Origin of the sequence: Flavobacterium ginsenosidimutans (assembly GCF_037478105.1) — a bacterium.
Classification (GTDB): domain Bacteria; phylum Bacteroidota; class Bacteroidia; order Flavobacteriales; family Flavobacteriaceae; genus Flavobacterium; species Flavobacterium ginsenosidimutans.
Genome location: NZ_CP147988.1, coordinates 2,745,079 through 2,764,563, shown reverse-complemented (window position 1 = coordinate 2,764,563; position 19,485 = coordinate 2,745,079). Strand labels below are relative to the sequence as shown.

Genomic DNA, 19,485 nt, shown 5'->3' with positions numbered 1-19,485 from the left:
CTCACTAAATAAATAGCTTGGTGCCAATGTTTCTATAGGTTTCTGTCTGTCATACACAGTGGCATCAAACGAGATAGACACAGAACCCTTTAATGAAATGAATAGCCAAACAACTAATGAAGTTCGAACTAACACTTTGGAAAGGTGTTCTTGGGCAATCCTGACGAAAGATTGAAGAGCCAATCTTAAGTCAACCAAATTAATTCAAAGAACTAAATTTTAAATTAGTTAAGTTTTTCTCACTTAATATTGAAAAGAAAAACTTAACTATATACTTATAAGAAATAATTAACTTCCACACATTTCACAATCCTCAGGATCTGCAGCTTGTGCTTTTAAAAGCATTGCTTTGTAATCCTCAACGCTAATAGATTCTGTTTCTGCAACTAATGTTGGAGCGGTTTCCTCTTTTTTATCGTTGTTTAATGTGAATTTAATCGCATCTACAGCCGCTTTTGTTCTTAGGTAATACATTCCTGTTTTTAAACCAGACTGCCAAGCGTAGAAGTGCATTGAAGTTAGTTTAGAATAGTTGGCATCCTGCATGAACAAGTTCAACGATTGAGACTGGTCAATAAAATAACCTCTTTGACGAGACATATCGATAATATCTTTCATCGACATTTCCCAAACTGTTTTATAAAGATCTTTTAAGTCTTGCGGAATCTTATCGATATTTTGAACAGATCCGTTATGACGCATAATTTCTTGCTTCAAATCTTCGTTCCATAAACCTAATTTTACTAAGTCTTCTAGTAAATGTTTGTTTACTACGATGAACTCTCCAGACAATACACGACGCGTGTAAATGTTAGATGTATATGGTTCGAAAGCTTCGTTGTTTCCAAGAATTTGTGAAGTCGATGCGGTTGGCATTGGCGCTACTAACAATGAGTTACGAACTCCGTGCTCTACAACTTCTTTTCTTAATGAAGCCCAGTCCCAACGACCTGATAATTCTTCATCTTTCATTCCCCACATATTGTGTTGGAATTCTCCTTGTGACATTGGCGAACCTTCAAAAGTTGAATATGGCCCTTCTTCTTTTGCCATTTCCATAGAAGCGGTTACAGCAGCGAAATATAATGTCTCGAAAATTTCTTGGTTTAATTTTTTAGCTTCATCGCTTGTAAACGGCATACGCAACATGATGAAAGCATCTGCTAAACCTTGCACACCTAAACCAACTGGACGGTGACGCATGTTAGAGTTTTCCGCTTCTTTTACTGGATAATAGTTTCTATCGATTACTTTGTTCAAATTACGAGTTACACGTTTTGTAACATTGTAAAGCGCTTGGTGATCAAATTGTCCATTATCAATAAACATTGGTAAAGAGATTGAAGCCAAGTTACAAACTGCAATTTCATCTTTAGAAGTAAACTCCATAATCTCTGTACACAAGTTAGAAGAACGAATAGTTCCTAAATTCTTGTGGTTCGATTTACGGTTTGCCGCATCTTTATACAACATATATGGTGTTCCAGTCTCGATTTGAGATTCTAGGATTTTTTCCCATAACTCACGAGCGCGGATTGTTTTTCTTCCTTTTCCTCTAAATTCATAATCTGTATATAATGCTTCGAATTCATCTCCGTAAACATCATATAATCCTGGACATTCGTTCGGGCACATTAAAGTCCACGTTGAATCTTCCTGAACACGTTTCATGAATAAATCTGAAGTCCACATTGCGAAAAATAAATCTCTCGCACGCATTTCTTCTTTTCCTGTGTTTTTCTTTAAATCTAAGAAATCAAAGATATCAGCATGCCAAGTTTCGATGTAAATCGCAAAACTTCCTTTACGTTTTCCTCCACCTTGATCTACATAACGCGCTGTATCGTTGAAAACTCTCAACATCGGAACAATTCCGTTTGAAGTTCCATTTGTACCACGAATATAAGATCCTGTTGCACGAACGTTATGAATAGAAAGTCCAATTCCTCCCGCTGATTGCGAGATTTTTGCTGTTTGTTTTAATGTATCGTAAATTCCGTCAATACTATCGTCTTGCATTGCCAAAAGGAAACAAGAAGACATTTGTGGTTTTGGAGTTCCAGCATTGAACAACGTTGGCGTTGCATGCGTAAAGAACTTTTTAGACATTAAATCGTAAGTTTCAATTACTGATTTTAAATCATCTAAGTGAATACCAACAGAAACACGCATTAACATGTGCTGCGGACGCTCAACGATTTTTCCGTTTATTTTAAGAAGATAAGAACGTTCTAAGGTTTTGAAACCAAAGTAATCGTAATTAAAATCTCTTGTATAAATAATATGAGAATCTAAAAAAGCAGCATTTTCCTGAATCACTTTAAATACGTCATCAGCAATTAACGGTGCATCTTGACCATTTCTTGGATTAACGTAGTGATACATATCTTTCATCGTCTCTGAGAAAGATTTTTTAGTATTTGAATGCAGGTTAGAAATTGCTACACGAGCTGCCAATTGAGCATAATCTGGATGCGCAATTGTCATAGAAGCCGCTGTTTCTGCTGCAAGATTATCAAGTTCAGAAGTCGAAACCCCATCATACAATCCTTCGATAACTCTCATCGCTACCTTTACTGGATCTACGAGCTCATTCAAGCCGTAACACAATTTTTTGATTCTTTCTGTAATCTTATCAAACATTACGGGCTCTCTGTGGCCATCTCTTTTTACTACATACATAAGCTTACCTTTTATAGTTATTGAAAAAATGAAAGTACCTAGAGAACGAACTCCAGCACTTAAACATTGCGTGTTTTTAAATTATTTTTTGAGAATTACCGAATTCTCAATAGCTACTTGTTTCAAATTCGAATTTCGAATTTAAATGCGTCAAAAATTGCTATTGAATCTGCGACTTGGGGAAAGAGATTCAACCTTAAAATATTTTTTTGTAATCTTTTTTTTAGTATCTCTAGAAGATAGACACTAAAAGTATTTTTGTTGTCTAAAAATCTGCATCAAATGAAATTTTTTGAGCGTCACTATCTGTGTTCATCACACCTGACTTTTGATACTCTGCAACACGTTTTTCAAAGAAATTAGTTTTTCCTTGAAGAGAAATCATGTCCATGAAATCGAACGGATTCGCTGATCCATATACGCGCTCGCAACCTAATTCTACTAATAATCTATCGGCTACGAACTCTAAATATTGTGTCATTAAAGTAGCGTTCATACCAATCAAACTTACCGGAAGAGATTCAGTTACAAACTGTCTTTCGATATCTAAGGCATCGACAATAATTTCTTTAATTCTTTCTTTTGGAACTTTGTTTACCAAATGGTGATTATGCAAGTGAACCGCAAAATCACAATGTACGCCTTCGTCGCGAGAAATCAACTCGTTTGAAAATGTTAAACCTGGCATTAAACCACGTTTTTTCAACCAATAAATTGAACAGAAAGCTCCTGAGAAAAAGATTCCTTCAACAGCAGCAAAAGCAATTAGTCTTTCAGCAAATGAATCAGACTCGATCCATTTTAAAGCCCATTCTCCTTTTTTGGCAATTGCAGGGAATACTTCTAAAGCGTTAAACAATTCTGTTTTTTCTGCTTCGTCTTTAACGTAAGTGTCAATCAATAATGAATAAGTTTCACTATGGATATTCTCCATCATGATTTGAAATCCGTAGAAAAATTTCGCTTCAGCATATTGTACTTCATTTACAAAATTTTCAGCAAGGTTTTCGTTTACGATTCCATCAGAAGCCGCAAAGAATGCTAAAATATGTTTAATGAAATATCTTTCGTCGTCATTCAACTTATTATTCCAGTCTGTCAAATCTTGGTGCAAGTCGATTTCTTCTGCAGTCCAAAAACTTGCTTCCATCTTCTTATACCATTCCCAAATATCATGATGTTTAATCGGAAAAATAACGAAGCGGTTTTTATTTTCTTGTAATATTGGTTCGATTTGTGACATGACAGATTCTGTTAATTTTTTTATTGAATTTTTACTCATTCAGTAGACTACAAAGATTGTCAATTAACGTCAAAAATAAAAGCCAAACTTATTCACAATCGGACGTAGTTTTTAACAAAGGCCTAAATTTGAAAAATTTTTCAGACAATAATTAATTTACTGCTAATGAGTCGGTTAAAAATGTTTTCTATTCGTTAAAGCCCGTAAAATATAGACTTTTTCGAATAAAAAGCAAGAAATTTTAAATAGTTTTAAAAAGTTTTTTTTGAGTCAAAACTTTATTTTTTCGAGTCAAAAGATGTAGTCAAAAAGACTATATTTTTCAGTGTGGATTTTATGAATTTTTATGCTCTTCAGCAACCTTTTCAAGTTCCAAATACCAGTCTTCGCCAAAACGTCTAATTAACGCTTCTTTTACAAATTTGTAAACTGGAACTTCTAATGCTGCACCCAATGAGCAAGCATCATCGCAAATATCCCATTTGTCATAATTGACTGCCGCAAATTCCGTGAAGTCTTTCACACGAATTGGATATAAATGACAAGAAACTGGTTTTTTCCAATCAACGATTCCTTGATTATAAGCTTGCTCGATTCCGCAAAGAGCCGTTTTTCCGTCAAAAATTACGTAAGCACAATCTTTATTATCGATAAGCGGAGTTTCGAGATCTCCATCGGTTCCTTTTACCCAGGTACCCTGAGCTTCGATTGCTTCGATTCCTTCTTTTCTTAAAAAAGGTTTTACTTTAGGATAGATTTCTTCTAAGATTTTAGTTTCAGCCTCAATTAAAGGCGCGCCCGCATCTCCATCAACACAACAAGCTCCTTTACAAGCAGACAAGTTGCACACAAATTCTTTTTCCAGAATGTCTTCTGAAATAATAGTTTTACCTAACTGAAACATGATATTTAATACTGTAATTTATAAAGTGCAAAGATAGTCAAAGAAAGCAGATAATTTTTTATTCTTTTTTCACGCAGATTTGGCAGATATAAGCAGATAAAGAGATTGATTTTATTTGGTAAATCTTAAAAACGATGAAAATGATTTAAGAAAATTGAAAATCTGCTCATATCTGCTAAATCTGCGTGAAATTTTTTTATACTATCCAAAAAAAATCTTCAGAGTTGTCTTTGATTTAGCAATCTAAACCACACAATTGTTACAAATATCACTTTTTTAGCTAATAAAACATGTTTTTATAACAAAAATACATTGTAACGAAAAATCACCTAACTTTATTAACTACTTTTGCAGCAGTTTTTTAAACCCTAAAAATCAAAGCGATATGTTAGAAATCGATTTTAAAGAAATCATTACCGTTAGTATGGTACTTTTTGCCGTAATTGATATTGTTGGATCAATTCCGATTATTGTGAATTTAAGAGCTAAGGTCGGACACATCGAATCTGAGAAAGCTTCTATTGTTGCCGGAGCCATTATGATTGTTTTTCTTTTTGTTGGAGAAGGTTTACTAAACTTAATTGGTATTGATGTTCATTCATTTGCCGTTGCGGGATCTTTTGTATTATTTTTTCTTGCTTTGGAAATGATTTTAGGAATCAGAATTTATCGTGACGAAGAACCTGGATCTGCATCCATTGTACCTTTGGCTTTTCCTTTAATTGCTGGAGCAGGAACAATGACCACTTTATTATCACTTCGATCGCAATTTCACACCATTAATATTATCATCGCAATTTTGCTAAATATTATCTTGGTTTACGTCGTTTTAAAGTCCTCGAAAAAAATCGAAAATTTGTTAGGAGAAAACGGACTTGGAGTGGTTCGCAAGACATTTGGAGTAATACTTTTAGCGATTGCTGTTAAATTATTCGCTGCTAATGTTAAAGGTTTGTTCGTCTAAAATTAATTTTTATACATTTACCCCGTAAATTATTCTAAAAATAAAACTCTTAATCATTTTTCTAGAGTTCTACTTTATTATTTTAGACAAACAAAAACAATCTTATGAAAATTTTCACTTCAATCTTAGTGCTTTTGGCATTAGCTTTAATTGTTTTTAATATTACGCTATTAGACTTTAAAAACCCTTTTCAAGGAGATAGTATGGTAGCTTTTATTGGAATCGCCGCTTCATTTTGCGCTGTTTTGATTCTTTTGATTTTTAGAATTTCGAAAAGAATTGAAGAAAAAATGAATGACAACAGATAATATGTTTGATGTTTTAATTATTGGCGGAGGAGTATCTGGAATGTCTTGTGCTCTTGTCTTAGGATCCGCAAAAAACAAAACTTTTGTTACTGACAAAAAAATCGGAATTTTTACTCATCAGAAAAATTCTTCTTTACAAGAGGCAATATTCTATAACGCTTACGGAATTACTCCAGGAAAATTAGGTTCTGAGCTTTTAACTGAAAGCACACAGGATTTAGCAAGCACTTACCCGCATATTACTCAGATTCCAAATGAAAAGGTAATGAAAATTGAGGGCAGTTATCCTGAATTTACCGTAGTAACCAACAAGAATTCATACAAAACAAAAAATATCGTGGTCGGAATTGGTTCTGCTAATACTTTCGACATTGAAGGTTTAATGCAATTTGTTGAGCCTCATAAAAAAGCACTTCCTGAAAAACAACGTATTCAGCTTAAAAACGAAGATCATAAAGTTGCTGACGGAATCTATGCAATTGGGACTTTAGCAGGTTGGAGAAGTCAATTGGCAATTGCTGCGGGGAGCGGCGCTGCTGTAGCAACAGATATTCTTACTTTATGGAATAACGGCGTACAGACTCACGCACACGATAGCATTCGGTAATTTTTTTTTACCATTAAGAGATTAAGAAAAATTAAGTTTTATTCTTACGCAAACTTAATTATCAAGTTACATTAAGAAAAAAACTCAAAACATAAAACCATTAAGAGATTAAGAAAATAAGCCATACAGCTTAATAAACTTAATCTCTTAATGGGTTTTAAAGTAATTTTATGTTTCTGTTATTTCACCGAAACGATCTCTGTTACTTTAATATGGTTTTCATCATCGGTTTTCCATTTTTCTCCTTTTACAGAAACTACATCTCCAATTTTTAATTGTTTATAGTTTTGAGGCCCGCCAACGTTTACGATACTAATTGTTGCAAAATATACTTCTTTAGCATCTGTAGTAATTTTTGCTGTGTAACCATCTTTTCCAGCTTCAATAGAATCTACTTTTCCTGAAACTGCTGCATTAGCATCGTTTTTCATAGTGGTGCATGAGATTACAAAAGTCATTAGAAGCACTAAGAAACTTATTCTTTTTAGATTTTTCATATAATTTAATTTAACCGCGAAGTTCGCCAATGTTTATGCTAATTTCAGCGGATTTATTTTAAGTTAATATTATTTTTCCAGCTTCAAACTTTATGCCAGCTGAACGCAGCTTCCTGCGATAACTTTTAAATTTTTACCCGATTTTTTCCAAACTCTAATATATTTGAAAACCCCATTTATTGGATTATTATCATAAGCTCCTTTTAATGAAACTGTAACAGCAACCACAGCCGAATCATCAATTATATTGACAATTTGATCTGAAGCTTCTAAAAAATCTATTTTCATTTTTCCCGAACGATACGATTGCAGATCAAAATCTTTAGTTATCGTTTGTCCGTCTGGCATATTGAATAATAAATCGTCATGAAGAATTGTTTCTAAAGCCAAAATATCCGATTTCTTAATAGCAGTTAAAAGTTCGATTTCTGCATTAATAACGGTTTCTACTTTCATGATATAAAGATTGAAGTTATTTCTTCGGATTCAGAATTGTTTTTATCATCGCATCTTCTTTCAAGATCACATCATAATAATACAATTCTCCATAAAGCTGGCGTGCAAATTCTGCCGTAATATATCTATTTACAAGCGCTTTGGTTTTGTCAAGTTTTAGATCTAAACCTGTCATCAGAATATAATTCTTGAATTTCTTGAAATAAACATCTGAGCTTTTCATTTTAGCTAAAAAATCAGCAAAGCTATCGCCTGCAAAAGCATTTCTGTTTTTATCCAATTCTTCAAAAACAAAATGACCAACAATTCCGGTTTGCAGTAAATAAGCAACGTTTTCATTTCCATGCTCAGCTTCCATCGGAACAAAAACATCTGGAACAATTCCGCCGCCACCATAAACTATTTTCCCTTTTGGCGTTTTGAATTTTAAAGAATCGGCCACTTTTATACTATCTTTTGCATAAAGTTCACCAGTAGCAATTCTTGATTCAGATTCTTTAAAATATTCTTCGTTTCCTTTCTTATAAGGTTTCTGAATCGATCTTCCTGTCGGAGTATAATAGCGCGCTACAGTTAATCTTACTGCAGATCCGTCGTTAAAATCCATTTCTCTTTGAACCAGACCTTTTCCGAAAGAACGTCTTCCAACAATAGTTCCGCGGTCATTATCTTGTATTGCTCCTGCTAAAATTTCGCTCGCAGAAGCGCTATTTTCATTAATTAAAACATACACCTTTCCCGTTTCAAAACTTCCTGCTTTTGTCGCGTATGTTTTTTCGGTTGAGCCGTTTTTACTTTTCGTGAAAACGATTAATTGTTTGTCTTTTAAAAACTCATCGGCAATGGCGATCGCCTCTTCCATATAACCGCCTCCATTATCACGAAGGTCAATTACAAGCGACTGAATTCCTTTTTGTTTTAATCTCGCTAAGCCAGTCTTAAATTCATTGAAAGTGGTTTCTGCAAAACGATTTATTTTAATGTAACCAATATTATTTCCAATCATTAAAGAAGCATCAACGCTCTTAATTGGAATAATATCTCTTTTTACTTTAAACTTCAGCTTCTTTTGTTCTGATTTTCTAAAAACAGTCAGTTCGATTTCAGAACCTTGCAATCCTTTTAATTTCGAAAACAAACTATCAGAAGGCAGTCTTCTACCGTATAATTTGGTTTTTCCTGCAAATAAAATTCGGTCTCCAGATTTTAATCCCGCTTTCGCTGAAGGGCCATTTTCTACTGGTTTTATAATTGCAACTGAATCTTTATACATATAAAAATTGATTCCGATTCCAACGAAATCACCTTTCATGCTTTCGGCAACTTCTGCTTGTTCGCTTGGCGGAATATAAACAGAATGCGGATCTAATTTGGAAAGGATATTATCGACTGTTAGATTTACAATCGAATCGGTATTGACGCTATCAACATATTCTGTATTGATAAAATCAATTAGTTTATTCAATTTGGTTTTAGAGTAATTTTTAGCCAAAAGCTGATCGCTTGCGGGAGCATTCATAAGGCTTCCGACAATTGTTCCAAGAGCAAAAGTTGCTCCTATTACTATTGGTAAATATTTCGAATTAAATTTCATTACTCTTCTAAAACAGGAATATGTTCTACTTCGACACCCGCTTTTATTAAAAATTGAATTCCGGAATCATCGCGATATCCATCTTTATACACCACTCTTTTTATTCCCGACTGATGAATTAATTTACTGCATTCTTTACAAGGCGAAAGTGTAATGTATAATGTGGCACCTTCGCAAGACTGCGTTGATCTTGCTACTTTTAGGATTGCATTTGCTTCGGCATGTAAAACATCCCAGCGCGTTAATCCTTCTTCATCTTCGCAGCAATTTTCAAATCCAGATGGTGTCCCGTTGTAACCGTCTGAAATGATCATTCTGTCTTTTACGATAATTGCCCCGACTTGTTTACGTTTACAGTAAGAAAGCTGGCTCCACTCTTTTGCAATTCGCAGATATGCTTTATCGTATTTATTCAGTTTTTTTATTTCCATTTAATTTATCTGTTCCAAATTGGGCTTTCAATAATCATCGGAATTACAACTCCAATAACGAAAGCCGACATTACAAGTGCCCAGTCACGTTTTGAAAAACGAAAAACAGTCTGCACTATATATGAAATTACCAGAACAACAAAGACTACTATTAACTGAGCAGCTTCTATTCCTAAGGCAAACTCTCCCAAAGGTAACAATTTTGAGGTTGCTGAACCTCCTAAAATTGTTTTGAAATAATTAGAAAAACCTAAACCATGAATAATTCCAAAGAATAAAGTTATGAAAAATACCAGATTTATACTATCATTTTTAGAAGTCTTACCTGCCGTAAACAAATGATAAAGAGCGGTTATCAGAATTGTAATCGGAATCAGGAATTCTACAGTATTCACTTTTATTGCAATAATTCCATAAACCGAAAGAATTAAAGCCAAAGTGTGACCAACTGTAAAAATAGAAACCAAAAGAAAAATTCTTTTCCAGTCTTTAAACAAATACGGAACCGTTAAGGCGATTAAAAAAAGAACGTGATCGTAAGCATTGATATCTAAAACGTGTTTTAATCCTATTTGAAAATAAATCCAAAATTGTGACATAGGTATAATGTAATTAAATAATTAGGGGTTGTAAACTTACGATTAATTTTCAGAATTAAAGATTCATGTTTCCAATTCCTTCAATAAAAATAAGTTAAATTTTATGAGAAATTTAAAATTGTTAATGTAAAATAAAAATTATATTTGTGTTTTAAAAATTTAAATAATTATGTCATTTTCAGAATTATTCGATAGCGAATTTAAACAAAGAAACAAAGGACACTTTTCTGCTATTGTTCGTGTAGCATTGGCTGACGGTGTTGTATACCCAGAAGAAAAAGAGTTCTTAGACAAATTGGCTTCTCGTTTAGAAATAACAGAGTCAGAATACGAAGAAATTCTTAGTGATCCTTTAAAATATCCTATTAATCCGCCATACTCTTATGTACAGCGTTTGGAGCGTTTGTATGATTTAACAAGAATGGTACATGTTGATCATCATCTTGAAGACAAACAAGAAGTATTATTGAAAAAAATAAGTGTTGCGCTAGGATTCACACCAAGCAACGTAGATTATATCATTGCAAAAGCATTGTCATTAGTTGACAATAAAGTTGACGCAGATACTTTTATCTACGAAATGCAGCACATGCATAAATAATAGTTTTCAGTTTTCGGTCACAGTTTACAGCTTATAGTGATATTGGAAATTTGAAACTTCTAAAAGATAAAAACCCGACAGATTTTTGATAATCTGTCGGTTTTTTTATTTTCAATTGATTCTGAATTTTATTGAGGTTATTCCATTACGATTTTACCGTTTAATGCACCTTTAAAATTTACTTTTTTATTGTTTATTCCATCGTAAACTTCTGGAGAAACAAATTCAAAATTAAAATTAGAATCACCATTATCCGTTATTTTGAGAGAATATCCACTAATATAATATCTTTTATCTGGAGCATAAAACTCAACCATTGCCAATAATTCATCAGCCGTTCCAATTCCAAATGAATATTCGCCAGTCAAACTTTTCTGAGTTGCAGGAAACGAAATATCAATATATAAGAATTCTTGCATTCCTTCATTGCTAATTACAAACCGAACTCTTTTCTGAGATTCAAAACTTGCCGGCTGATAAGAGTAAACTGCTTTATTGGGTTTAAAGGTTATTCCATCAATAACAATTGATGAATTCACTCCCGATTTACCGTCTTCATCAGATGAACACCCAACTGCAAAACCTAGCACTAGAAAAAGAATTAAAGTAATATTTTTCATATAATAATTTTAATCAAATATATGTAAAAGACTGAAATACGAGTAGTTTTTATTTTGTTTTTTAATTGATTAAAAAACAAAACCCGACAAGTTTTAAAAACCTGTCGGGTTTGCTATTTTATAGTCCAGACTGAAAACTGCGACTGAGACTGAAAACTTATTCAGCCGCCATAAATTCCTCTGCTTTTTCTACCATATCAAGGCTTCCGCAGAAAAAAGGAACTCTTTGATGCAGTTCGGTTGGCTGAATTTCCAAGATTCTATTGAACCCGTCTGTAGCTTTTCCTCCCGCCTGTTCTGCAATAAAGGCCATCGGATTACATTCGTACAACAAACGTAATTTCCCTTTTGGCGCTTTTGAACTTGTTGGATAAATATAAATTCCGCCTTTAATCATATTTCGATGAAAATCGGCTACTAAACTTCCGATATATCGAGAAGTATAAGGTCTGTCTTCTTCTTCCTTCTGGCAATATTTAATGTAATTTTTTACGCCCTGCGGAAAATGAACATAATTCCCTTCGTTTACCGAATAGATATTTCCGATTTTTGGAAATTTCATATTCGGGTGTGAAAGGTAAAATGTACCAATCGCCGGATTTAACGTAAAACCATTTACACCATATCCAGTGGTATAAACAAGCATTGTCGAAGTTCCATAAATTACATAGCCTGCTGCAACTTGATTGATTCCCGGTTGTAAAAAATCCTCGCTAGTTACCGGAGTTCCAATTGGTGTAATTCTTCTGAAAACAGAAAAAATAGTTCCAACAGAAACATTAACATCAATGTTTGAAGATCCGTCAAGCGGATCCATTAAGATCACGTACTTATTATTATGACAGTTGTCGCTCCCCTGAACTGTAATAAAATCGTCGTTTTCTTCAGAAGCAATACCACAGACAATCTCACGGTTTATTAACGTCTGGATAAATACTTCGTTTGCATAGACATCTAATTTTTGCTGATCTTCTCCTTGAATATTCTGTTCGCCCGCGGCGCCAATAATATCCACTAAACCTGCTTGATTAACTTTATGATTGACAACCTTGGCTGCCAAACGAATAGAGTTGATAATTCGCGAGAGTTCTCCCGACGAATACTGAAATGCTTTTTGGTTCTCAATAATAAACTCTCCCAGTGTTTTATTGCGTTCTTCCATTGCTAAATCGTTATAGTTTTATTTTTAAGTCACAAATATCGTCTATTTTGTGAGAATGATTTAAAAATTATTTTGTTAGTTTGTTACTATTGTATATTTGCTAATAATCTTCAAAAAGCAACCTTTAAAACGCTGCTTTTTTAGATAATAAATACTTAAAAATACGAATACATGAATATTAGAAAAGGAAATCCTGAAGACATGAAATCGGTGCTGGGGCTTATTCAGGAGCTGGCTATATTCGAAAAAGAACCTGAAGCAGTCGTTATTACGGAGGAAGATTTAGTGCGTGACGGTTTTGGCGAAAAACCATTATTTCACGTTTTTGTGGCAGAGATTGAAAACGAAGAAAAACAAAAAGAAATTGTTGGAATTGCTTTGTACTATTACCGCTATTCTACTTGGAAAGGAAAGACAATTCATCTTGAAGATTTAATTGTAAAAGAAAAGATGCGTGGGACAGGTTTGGGCTCTGCACTTTATGCTGAAATCATGAAACAAGGTAAAAAAGACAATGTTAGAAGAGTGGAATGGAATGTTTTGGCATGGAATACTCCAGCAGTAAATTTCTACAAGAATTCTGGCGCAAGAATTCTGGAAGACTGGCAAGTTGTTCAAATGGATGAAACGGGACTTAATTCGTTCTTAGAAAAATTATAAAAAAATAGTTTTGCTACTCCCGATAGTTATTGAGAGTGGCAAAAAATCAAAAAATACTAGATTTCCTCAAATCTAAAATCTAAAATCTAAAAAATCTAAAATTAAAAATGAGAGTATTTAAATTTGGTGGTGCGTCGGTGAAAGATGCAGATGGAATTAAAAACGTATACGACGTTTTACAAAAAGTAGGTTACGAAGACGTAATTCTTGTAGTTTCGGCTATGGGAAAAACAACAAATGCTCTTGAAGTTGTAATCAAGAATTACTTTGAAAAATCGACAGAATTAAATTCTTCTGTTCAGGAAATTAAAAAATATCACAATCAAATCTTATTGGATTTGTTTGAAGACGAAAATCATGAAGTTTTTGCAGCTGTAAATGCACAGTTTACTGAATTGGAATACTTTTTAGCTCATAATAAATCTCCAAATTACAATTTCGTTTACGATCAAGTTGTAAGTTTTGGAGAGTTGATTTCGACTAATATTTTAAGTCATTTTATGAATTTCATGGGAATTCAAACACAATGGCTTGACGTTCGTAATTTCATTAAAACGAATGCAAACTATAGAGATGCAGAAGTTGATTGGGAAACAACTCAACAAAACATCAGTAAAAATGTTCCAAGAAAACAATTAAATATCACACAAGGATTTTTAGGTGCTGATGAAAATAACTTTACAACAACACTAGGCCGTGAAGGTTCTGATTATACTGCGGGAATTTTTGCTTATTGCTTAAATGCTGAAAGTGTAACGATCTGGAAAGACGTTCCTGGAGTTATGAATGCCGATCCGCGTTATTTTGAAAATGCAAGTTTGTTAAACCAAATTTCATATCGTGAGGCGATCGAATTAGCATTTTACGGTGCAACGGTTATTCACCCAAAAACATTACAGCCTTTACAGAAAAAAGAAATTCCTTTATATGTAAAATCATTCGTGAATCCTTTGTTGAAAGGAACTTGTGTTTCTAAAGGTGTTGATTTAGAACCACAATATCCATGTTTTATCGTAAAAAGAGAACAGCTTTTAATTTCGCTTTCTTCAATTGATTTCTCTTTCATTATGGAAGAAAACATCAGTGAGATTTTCGGATTATTCCACGAATTTAAAATCAAAGTAAACTTGATTCAGAACTCTGCAATTAGTTTTTCTGTTTGCGTGGAAGATAAATTTGGAAATTTCTCAGAATTGAATGCGATTCTTTCTAAAAAATTCAAAGTAGAATACAGCGAAAATGTAACTTTATATACAATCCGTCACTTTACAGAAGAAGCTGCTCAGACAGTTGAAGCTAATAAAGAAGTTTTATTGAAACAAGTTAGCCGTGAAACCATGCAGATTGTAACTAAAGAATTAAATTAATATCATTTAAAAAAAAGGTAATTATTCAATTCAAATTATAGAAAAAGGGCTTCATTTAATTATGGAGCCCTTTTTAATTACCTCGCCCTATTATTTTCCGACTGTTCAATTTCTGCTTTTTTATAAGTGGTCTTTTTCGAATTTCCAAAATTGTAGGTTGCGATCAATTTAAAATAATTACTCGTATAAGTTCGGTGATAATAAATTTGGGTTTGTCCAACATTGTAATCTCCCGAAACCATAAACTTGTGAAAAATATCATTAGCTGAAAAATTGAGTTTTAAAGCATCTCTGAAAAAGTTTCTTTCAATTCCTAAAGTTACTGTCGAACGGCTGTTATCGCTTCCTAAACCATAACTTCTATCACTTAAATACCAAGCCAAAAGCTGCAATTTAAAAAGCTTTGGAATCGTAAATGTATTATTCGAATACAAATAAAATTGTGGTTTTACTGGACTAAACTCAAATGCATAAAAATTGTCGACAGATTTCTGCCAAGTCACACTCATTGAATTCGTAGAATTCCACCATTTGAGGTTGAAAGATCTTGAAATCGAAGTAAAAAATGTATGCCCTTTTTCGAGATTTAAAGCTCTTAAAATATAACTGTTTGGCGTATCTCCACGCAAAGCTGCCGCAGAAATTGGATCAATCTTATAAGTATATCCAATTTTAAAATCAACCTTTTTATACATCGTGCCAATTTCAAAAGCGTGTGTTTTTTCTGGAAGCAAGTTCGGATTTCCTTCTATTGTAGTAAATGGATCTTGATAAATCACATAAGGATTTAAAGCCTGATACCTTGGTCTTGATATTCTCGAAACATACGAAAAATGACCTTTCCAATCTTCTGAAAGATTAAAATTTAAAAGTACGTTTGGGAAAAAATTGCCGTATGATTTTTCAAATTTCTGAGTTCCATTGGCATTTGTAAATAAATTATAACTTGTTTTTTCTGCTCTTGCGCCAAGCGAAAAATTGACTTTTTCACTCAATTCTCCGATATAATTAAAATAGGCAGCAACAATTTTTTCATTGTATTCAAAATCACTCGAAAGCTCATCGTCCAATTCAAAATCCATATCTTCGGGATCGGCAATCAGGAAATCAGTTCCTGATTTTATGGTGGCGTGACTGAACTTCGCTCCTATTTCCAGTTTTGTCGTTTCATTTATTTTCTTCGAATAATCGGCTTGAATTGCAATAATATTAATTCGGCTTCCGACATTATTTTTTAAATATCTTTTATCATCGGTTTCGTCGACAAAACTATTTTCTTCAATAAAATCTCCAATTGTCTGATTGTAATTGGAATATTGCGACCCAATAAATAGTGCTGAACCTTTTTCATCGGTTTTCATATTATAATTTAAATTCACAAACTGATTCAGCAAAACATCATTTCGATCAACATCTGTGGCATAAAAACTACTTCCAGAATTATTAGTTATAGTATTTCTGCTTTCTGTAATTCCTCCTAAATCATTAACATTTCCGCTGTAAGCAAGGGAAATATAATTATCAGGAGAAAAACTATATTGAAGTCCAATTCCGAAATTAGAATAATTATTAAATCTTCTTTTCCAGTCGGTTGTCAATTCAGATTTCATGTATTCCTCAGGATTCGGACGCGTTCTTGTGGTGTACAATAATTCTCGGTTTCTGCCCAATTGCAAACCATAATTGGTGATAAAAGAGAATTTTCCTTTAGAATAACTAAAATCAAGAAGCGTATAATAACTCGTTCCGCCAAATTTAGAAACCGATACATGCTGATTGGCAGTTCCCATAATACCGCTTTCGATATTTTTTTTGGTAATAATATTGATTACTGCTTTTCCTTCAGCATCATATTTGGAAGATGGATTAGAAATGACTTCGATTTTCTGAATCTGCGAAACTGGAATTGCCGCAAATCGTTCGTAATTGATTAAAATCCCGTTGAGATAAATAATTGCTTCGCCTTTTCCGAGAACGCTGATTTCTCCATCAGTAACCACAACATTTGGAACTCTTGACAATAATTCGTTTACCGAACTGCTTGTAGCCAAAACGGTTCCGTTAACATTCACATCTATATTTCCGTTTGCACCGTATTTTAATAATGAAGCTTGGCTTTTTACCACGACTTCATTCAATTGATTTTGATTTTCTGCTACGATAATTGCTCCTAAATCTACATTTTCTTTTCCGTCAAAACTGATACGCAAATAACGATCAGCAAATTCAGTTGAAGTTAATTTTACCAAAACTTCTTTCTGATTAATATCTGAAATCTGAAAAGCGCCATCTAAAAAATCCTGATATTTTATTATCGTTGAATCTTTAATAGATAATGTAGAAGCTGTCCCCATCATCAATTCGTTATTTGAATTGATGACTTTTCCAGAAATTTTCTGAATTGATTGTGCTTTAGATTGTGTTACATTTAGAAGAAAACAATAAACGTAAAGGAAAATTAGAATTAAAAACCTCATAAAATTTAGCGATTAAGTTTGACTTTGATGAAACAAAAGTCAGTTCTTAATTGCGTTACAAGGTCGTCGAAAGCGAAATCAGGAGTACGGATTTATAAATTCACACTAAGTTTTAAGATTGTAAAGCCTGAATTTGGTAATTAAGAGGCGTTGTTCCTGTATGTTTTTTGAATGCCGCAAAGAATGTTGATTTGGAATTAAAACCAACATCGTAACCAACAGATTCTAAAGTCAGTTTATCGTTTGAAGTAATTATTTCGCAGGCTTCATCAATTCGAAATTCATTTACAAAGCTGGTAAAATTCTTTCCTAGATTATTATTTAAAAACTGTGATAATTTATGGCTTGAGATATTAATTTCCTGAGACAAATCACTTAAACTTAAATTCGGATTTTTATATAATGCTTTTTCAAACATTATCTTTTTCAGTTTTTGAGATAAAATTTCGACTTCTTTTTTGTTTAATTTTTTCTCTTTTTGAATATTAATCACAAATAAATCATTCGTTTGTTTTCTGTGCAGAAGAACCAGAATAATCAGGTATAAAATAAAAGTAAAAGCAATTGCTCCAATTATGCAAGAAACAAAAGGCACTCGAGAAAACCCAAGAAAATAAGACAGAAAAACCAAAGTATTTCCTAGGAAAATTGCGCCAAACCATTTTTCTGACGGACTTGAATTTTGATAATCCTTAGTTATTTTTTGAAGCACAAATCTGCTTTCAAAACCAGAAAGAAAACTATATGTAAACCATTGAAAGAAAACGGCAGCTACAAAATAATCGTTCCATAAAATAAGATATTTTTCATAAGGAAATAACAGTCCGATTAATACAATTGCGATAAACCAACTTATTAGATGCAATTTCCACTTTACCGCACTAACATTAAACTTCTCCATTCCTGATTTTAAAGTATAATATAGAAATGGCCCAATTAACAAACAAGCTGAAAGGCCAATTTGAAGATAAATTTTAGGCAAATCTAGATTAAAATACACAAAAACAGTTACCACAATTCTTATGCTTAATGCGAACAGCATTGCACCCAAAAAATAATTGGTCAAATATTTTTTCTTTGTGAAGAAGAAAAAATAGAGACTTAAAACAAATCCGTTGAAAGCGCCTAAAGCACCGAAAAAGAACAATATTTCTTTTCCAATATTCATATTATGATTGTAAAGCCTGAATTTGGTAATTGAGAGGCGTTGTTCCTGTATGTTTTTTGAATGCCGCGAAAAAAGTTGATTTGGAATTAAAACCAACATCGTAGCCAACAGATTCTAGAGTCAATTTATCATTTGAAGTGATAATTTTACAAGCTTCATTAATTCTAAATTCATTTACAAAACTGGTAAAATTCTTTCCTAAATTATTATTTAAAAGTTGCGACAATTGATGGCTCGAAATATTGATTTCCTGCGATAAATCTTGAAGTGTCAAATTTGGATTTTTGTATAATCCTTTATCATACATCGCATTTTCTAACTTTTCAGACCATATTTTTGCTTCTGCCGAATCTATTTTTTTATTAGAAATCTTCCCGTTCAATAAAAATAAATCGTCTGTCTTTTTTCGGTACAAAAGAATTGAAATTCCTAAATATAAAATGAACGAAAAAACAACCGCGCCACTTATATAAGTTGCACCGGACGCTCCCATAATCGCTAAAAAATAAAATAGAAATAAGAGAAAAGTTCCAAAATAGAGCATCGAGAACCACATTTCGGCTGGAGTAGCTTTTTCTTTTCTGCTCAGGATTTTTTTCAAAACATTGCGAAGTTCAAAACCAGCAAATACAATATAAATAAACCATTGAAAATAAATGATTCTTATAAAATAACCTCCCCAAAGTTCTGGATATACTTCGTACGGATATAAAACGCCGACTGCTACAATTAAAGTTCCCCAAAATGCCAATATAAACTTCCAAGATTTAGGCATTATCTGAACTTCATCGACTGCAGATTTTACGAAATAATATAAACAAGGTCCAATGAAAAAACAAGCTGTAAGCCCAAACTGGAGATACATTTTTGGCAATTCGGGATGAAAATAAACAAATACAGATTTCCCAATTCGGATACTTAGTGCAAACAAAAGCGCACCCAGAAAATAATTCGTCAGATGCCTTTTCTTGGTAAAAAAGAAGAAATAAACTCCGAGAATAATTCCGTTGAAAGCTCCTAAAGCACTAAAAAAGAATAAAAGTTCTTTGCTAGTATCCATAATGTAAGTTCGTTATATCCAAAACAAAGCTAAAAAAAAGATTTACTAATTATGAGAATTCTACTTCAATTATTTTTTATTCTAA

The 19,485-nt window shown here is 32.9% G+C and carries 19 protein-coding genes; 6 read left to right on the top strand and 13 right to left on the bottom strand.

The window, feature by feature from the left end; translation table 11 throughout:
- Nucleotides 1–288: 288 nt before the first annotated feature.
- From V6624_RS12205 to V6624_RS12195, 3 genes are all read right to left on the bottom strand, one after another.
- Nucleotides 289–2,682: a ribonucleoside-diphosphate reductase subunit alpha gene (locus V6624_RS12205; protein WP_111286970.1), complete on the bottom strand. Its 2,394-nt coding sequence runs from the start codon at nucleotides 2,680–2,682 to the stop codon at nucleotides 289–291.
- 265 nt (nucleotides 2,683–2,947) lie between these two features.
- A complete protein-coding gene (locus V6624_RS12200; RefSeq protein ID WP_111287426.1) occupies nucleotides 2,948–3,925 on the bottom strand; it encodes a ribonucleotide-diphosphate reductase subunit beta in 978 nt (325 codons plus the stop codon).
- 334 nt (nucleotides 3,926–4,259) lie between these two features.
- Nucleotides 4,260–4,829, bottom strand: coding sequence for a DUF3109 family protein (locus tag V6624_RS12195; RefSeq protein ID WP_338841897.1), 570 nt, complete (start codon nucleotides 4,827–4,829; stop codon nucleotides 4,260–4,262).
- A gap of 385 nt (nucleotides 4,830–5,214) precedes the next feature.
- On the opposite strand from V6624_RS12195, the gene V6624_RS12190 reads away from it, so the two are divergent.
- The 3 genes from V6624_RS12190 (at nucleotide 5,215) to V6624_RS12180 (ending at nucleotide 6,708) form a co-directional block, all read left to right on the top strand.
- The gene (locus tag V6624_RS12190) at nucleotides 5,215–5,793 is read left to right on the top strand and encodes a MarC family protein (RefSeq protein WP_056208369.1); all 579 of its coding nucleotides are present in this window, start codon (nucleotides 5,215–5,217) and stop codon (nucleotides 5,791–5,793) included.
- 104 nt (nucleotides 5,794–5,897) lie between these two features.
- Entirely contained in the window at nucleotides 5,898–6,101 is a 204-nt protein-coding gene (locus tag V6624_RS12185; RefSeq protein WP_008465053.1) for a hypothetical protein, read from the top strand.
- A gap of 1 nt (nucleotide 6,102) precedes the next feature.
- Nucleotides 6,103–6,708 (top strand): FAD-dependent oxidoreductase, encoded by a 606-nt coding sequence (locus tag V6624_RS12180; protein WP_338841913.1) that lies wholly within the window; start codon nucleotides 6,103–6,105, stop codon nucleotides 6,706–6,708.
- A gap of 179 nt (nucleotides 6,709–6,887) precedes the next feature.
- On the opposite strand, the gene V6624_RS12175 is transcribed toward V6624_RS12180, so the two are convergent.
- From V6624_RS12175 to V6624_RS12155, 5 genes are all read right to left on the bottom strand, one after another.
- On the bottom strand, nucleotides 6,888–7,205 hold the full coding sequence (locus tag V6624_RS12175) for a hypothetical protein (protein WP_111286974.1): 318 nt from the start codon (nucleotides 7,203–7,205) through the stop codon (nucleotides 6,888–6,890).
- 90 nt (nucleotides 7,206–7,295) lie between these two features.
- Nucleotides 7,296–7,661, bottom strand: a complete 366-nt coding sequence (locus V6624_RS12170) for a nuclear transport factor 2 family protein (protein ID WP_338841896.1) — start codon at nucleotides 7,659–7,661, stop codon at nucleotides 7,296–7,298.
- 16 nt (nucleotides 7,662–7,677) lie between these two features.
- Nucleotides 7,678–9,255: a S41 family peptidase gene (locus V6624_RS12165; protein ID WP_338841895.1), complete on the bottom strand. Its 1,578-nt coding sequence runs from the start codon at nucleotides 9,253–9,255 to the stop codon at nucleotides 7,678–7,680.
- Nucleotides 9,255–9,686: a dCMP deaminase family protein gene (locus tag V6624_RS12160; RefSeq protein WP_338841894.1), complete on the bottom strand. Its 432-nt coding sequence runs from the start codon at nucleotides 9,684–9,686 to the stop codon at nucleotides 9,255–9,257. The genes V6624_RS12165 and V6624_RS12160 overlap by 1 nt, the downstream gene beginning before the upstream one ends.
- 5 nt (nucleotides 9,687–9,691) lie before the next feature.
- Nucleotides 9,692–10,285 carry a HupE/UreJ family protein gene (locus V6624_RS12155; protein WP_111286982.1) on the bottom strand — a complete coding sequence of 198 codons (594 nt, stop codon included), beginning with the start codon at nucleotides 10,283–10,285 and terminating at the stop codon, nucleotides 9,692–9,694.
- A 169-nt stretch (nucleotides 10,286–10,454) separates the two neighbouring features.
- On the opposite strand from V6624_RS12155, the gene V6624_RS12150 reads away from it, so the two are divergent.
- The gene (locus V6624_RS12150; RefSeq protein WP_111286984.1) at nucleotides 10,455–10,886 is read left to right on the top strand and encodes a TerB family tellurite resistance protein; all 432 of its coding nucleotides are present in this window, start codon (nucleotides 10,455–10,457) and stop codon (nucleotides 10,884–10,886) included.
- Nucleotides 10,887–11,023: 137 nt separating this feature from the next.
- Here the strand turns inward: V6624_RS12150 and V6624_RS12145 are convergent, their stop codons facing one another.
- Nucleotides 11,024–11,506: a hypothetical protein gene (locus V6624_RS12145; protein WP_338841892.1), complete on the bottom strand. Its 483-nt coding sequence runs from the start codon at nucleotides 11,504–11,506 to the stop codon at nucleotides 11,024–11,026.
- Nucleotides 11,507–11,663: 157 nt separating this feature from the next.
- Nucleotides 11,664–12,668: a class 1 fructose-bisphosphatase gene (fbp, locus tag V6624_RS12140; protein ID WP_338841891.1), complete on the bottom strand. Its 1,005-nt coding sequence runs from the start codon at nucleotides 12,666–12,668 to the stop codon at nucleotides 11,664–11,666.
- 171 nt (nucleotides 12,669–12,839) lie between these two features.
- Between fbp and V6624_RS12135 the strand changes: the two genes are divergently transcribed.
- Nucleotides 12,840–13,328, top strand: coding sequence for a GNAT family N-acetyltransferase (locus V6624_RS12135; protein ID WP_111286990.1), 489 nt, complete (start codon nucleotides 12,840–12,842; stop codon nucleotides 13,326–13,328).
- Nucleotides 13,329–13,435: 107 nt separating this feature from the next.
- Nucleotides 13,436–14,695, top strand: coding sequence for an aspartate kinase (locus V6624_RS12130; RefSeq protein WP_111286992.1), 1,260 nt, complete (start codon nucleotides 13,436–13,438; stop codon nucleotides 14,693–14,695).
- Between the two features lie 77 nt (nucleotides 14,696–14,772).
- Here the strand turns inward: V6624_RS12130 and V6624_RS12125 are convergent, their stop codons facing one another.
- The 3 genes from V6624_RS12125 to V6624_RS12115 form a co-directional block, all read right to left on the bottom strand.
- Nucleotides 14,773–17,172 (bottom strand): TonB-dependent receptor domain-containing protein, encoded by a 2,400-nt coding sequence (locus tag V6624_RS12125; protein ID WP_338841890.1) that lies wholly within the window; start codon nucleotides 17,170–17,172, stop codon nucleotides 14,773–14,775.
- A 112-nt stretch (nucleotides 17,173–17,284) separates the two neighbouring features.
- On the bottom strand, nucleotides 17,285–18,340 hold the full coding sequence (locus V6624_RS12120) for a helix-turn-helix domain-containing protein (protein WP_338841889.1): 1,056 nt from the start codon (nucleotides 18,338–18,340) through the stop codon (nucleotides 17,285–17,287).
- 1 nt (nucleotide 18,341) lies between these two features.
- Nucleotides 18,342–19,400, bottom strand: coding sequence for a helix-turn-helix domain-containing protein (locus tag V6624_RS12115; RefSeq protein WP_111287011.1), 1,059 nt, complete (start codon nucleotides 19,398–19,400; stop codon nucleotides 18,342–18,344).
- Nucleotides 19,401–19,485 lie beyond the last annotated feature (85 nt).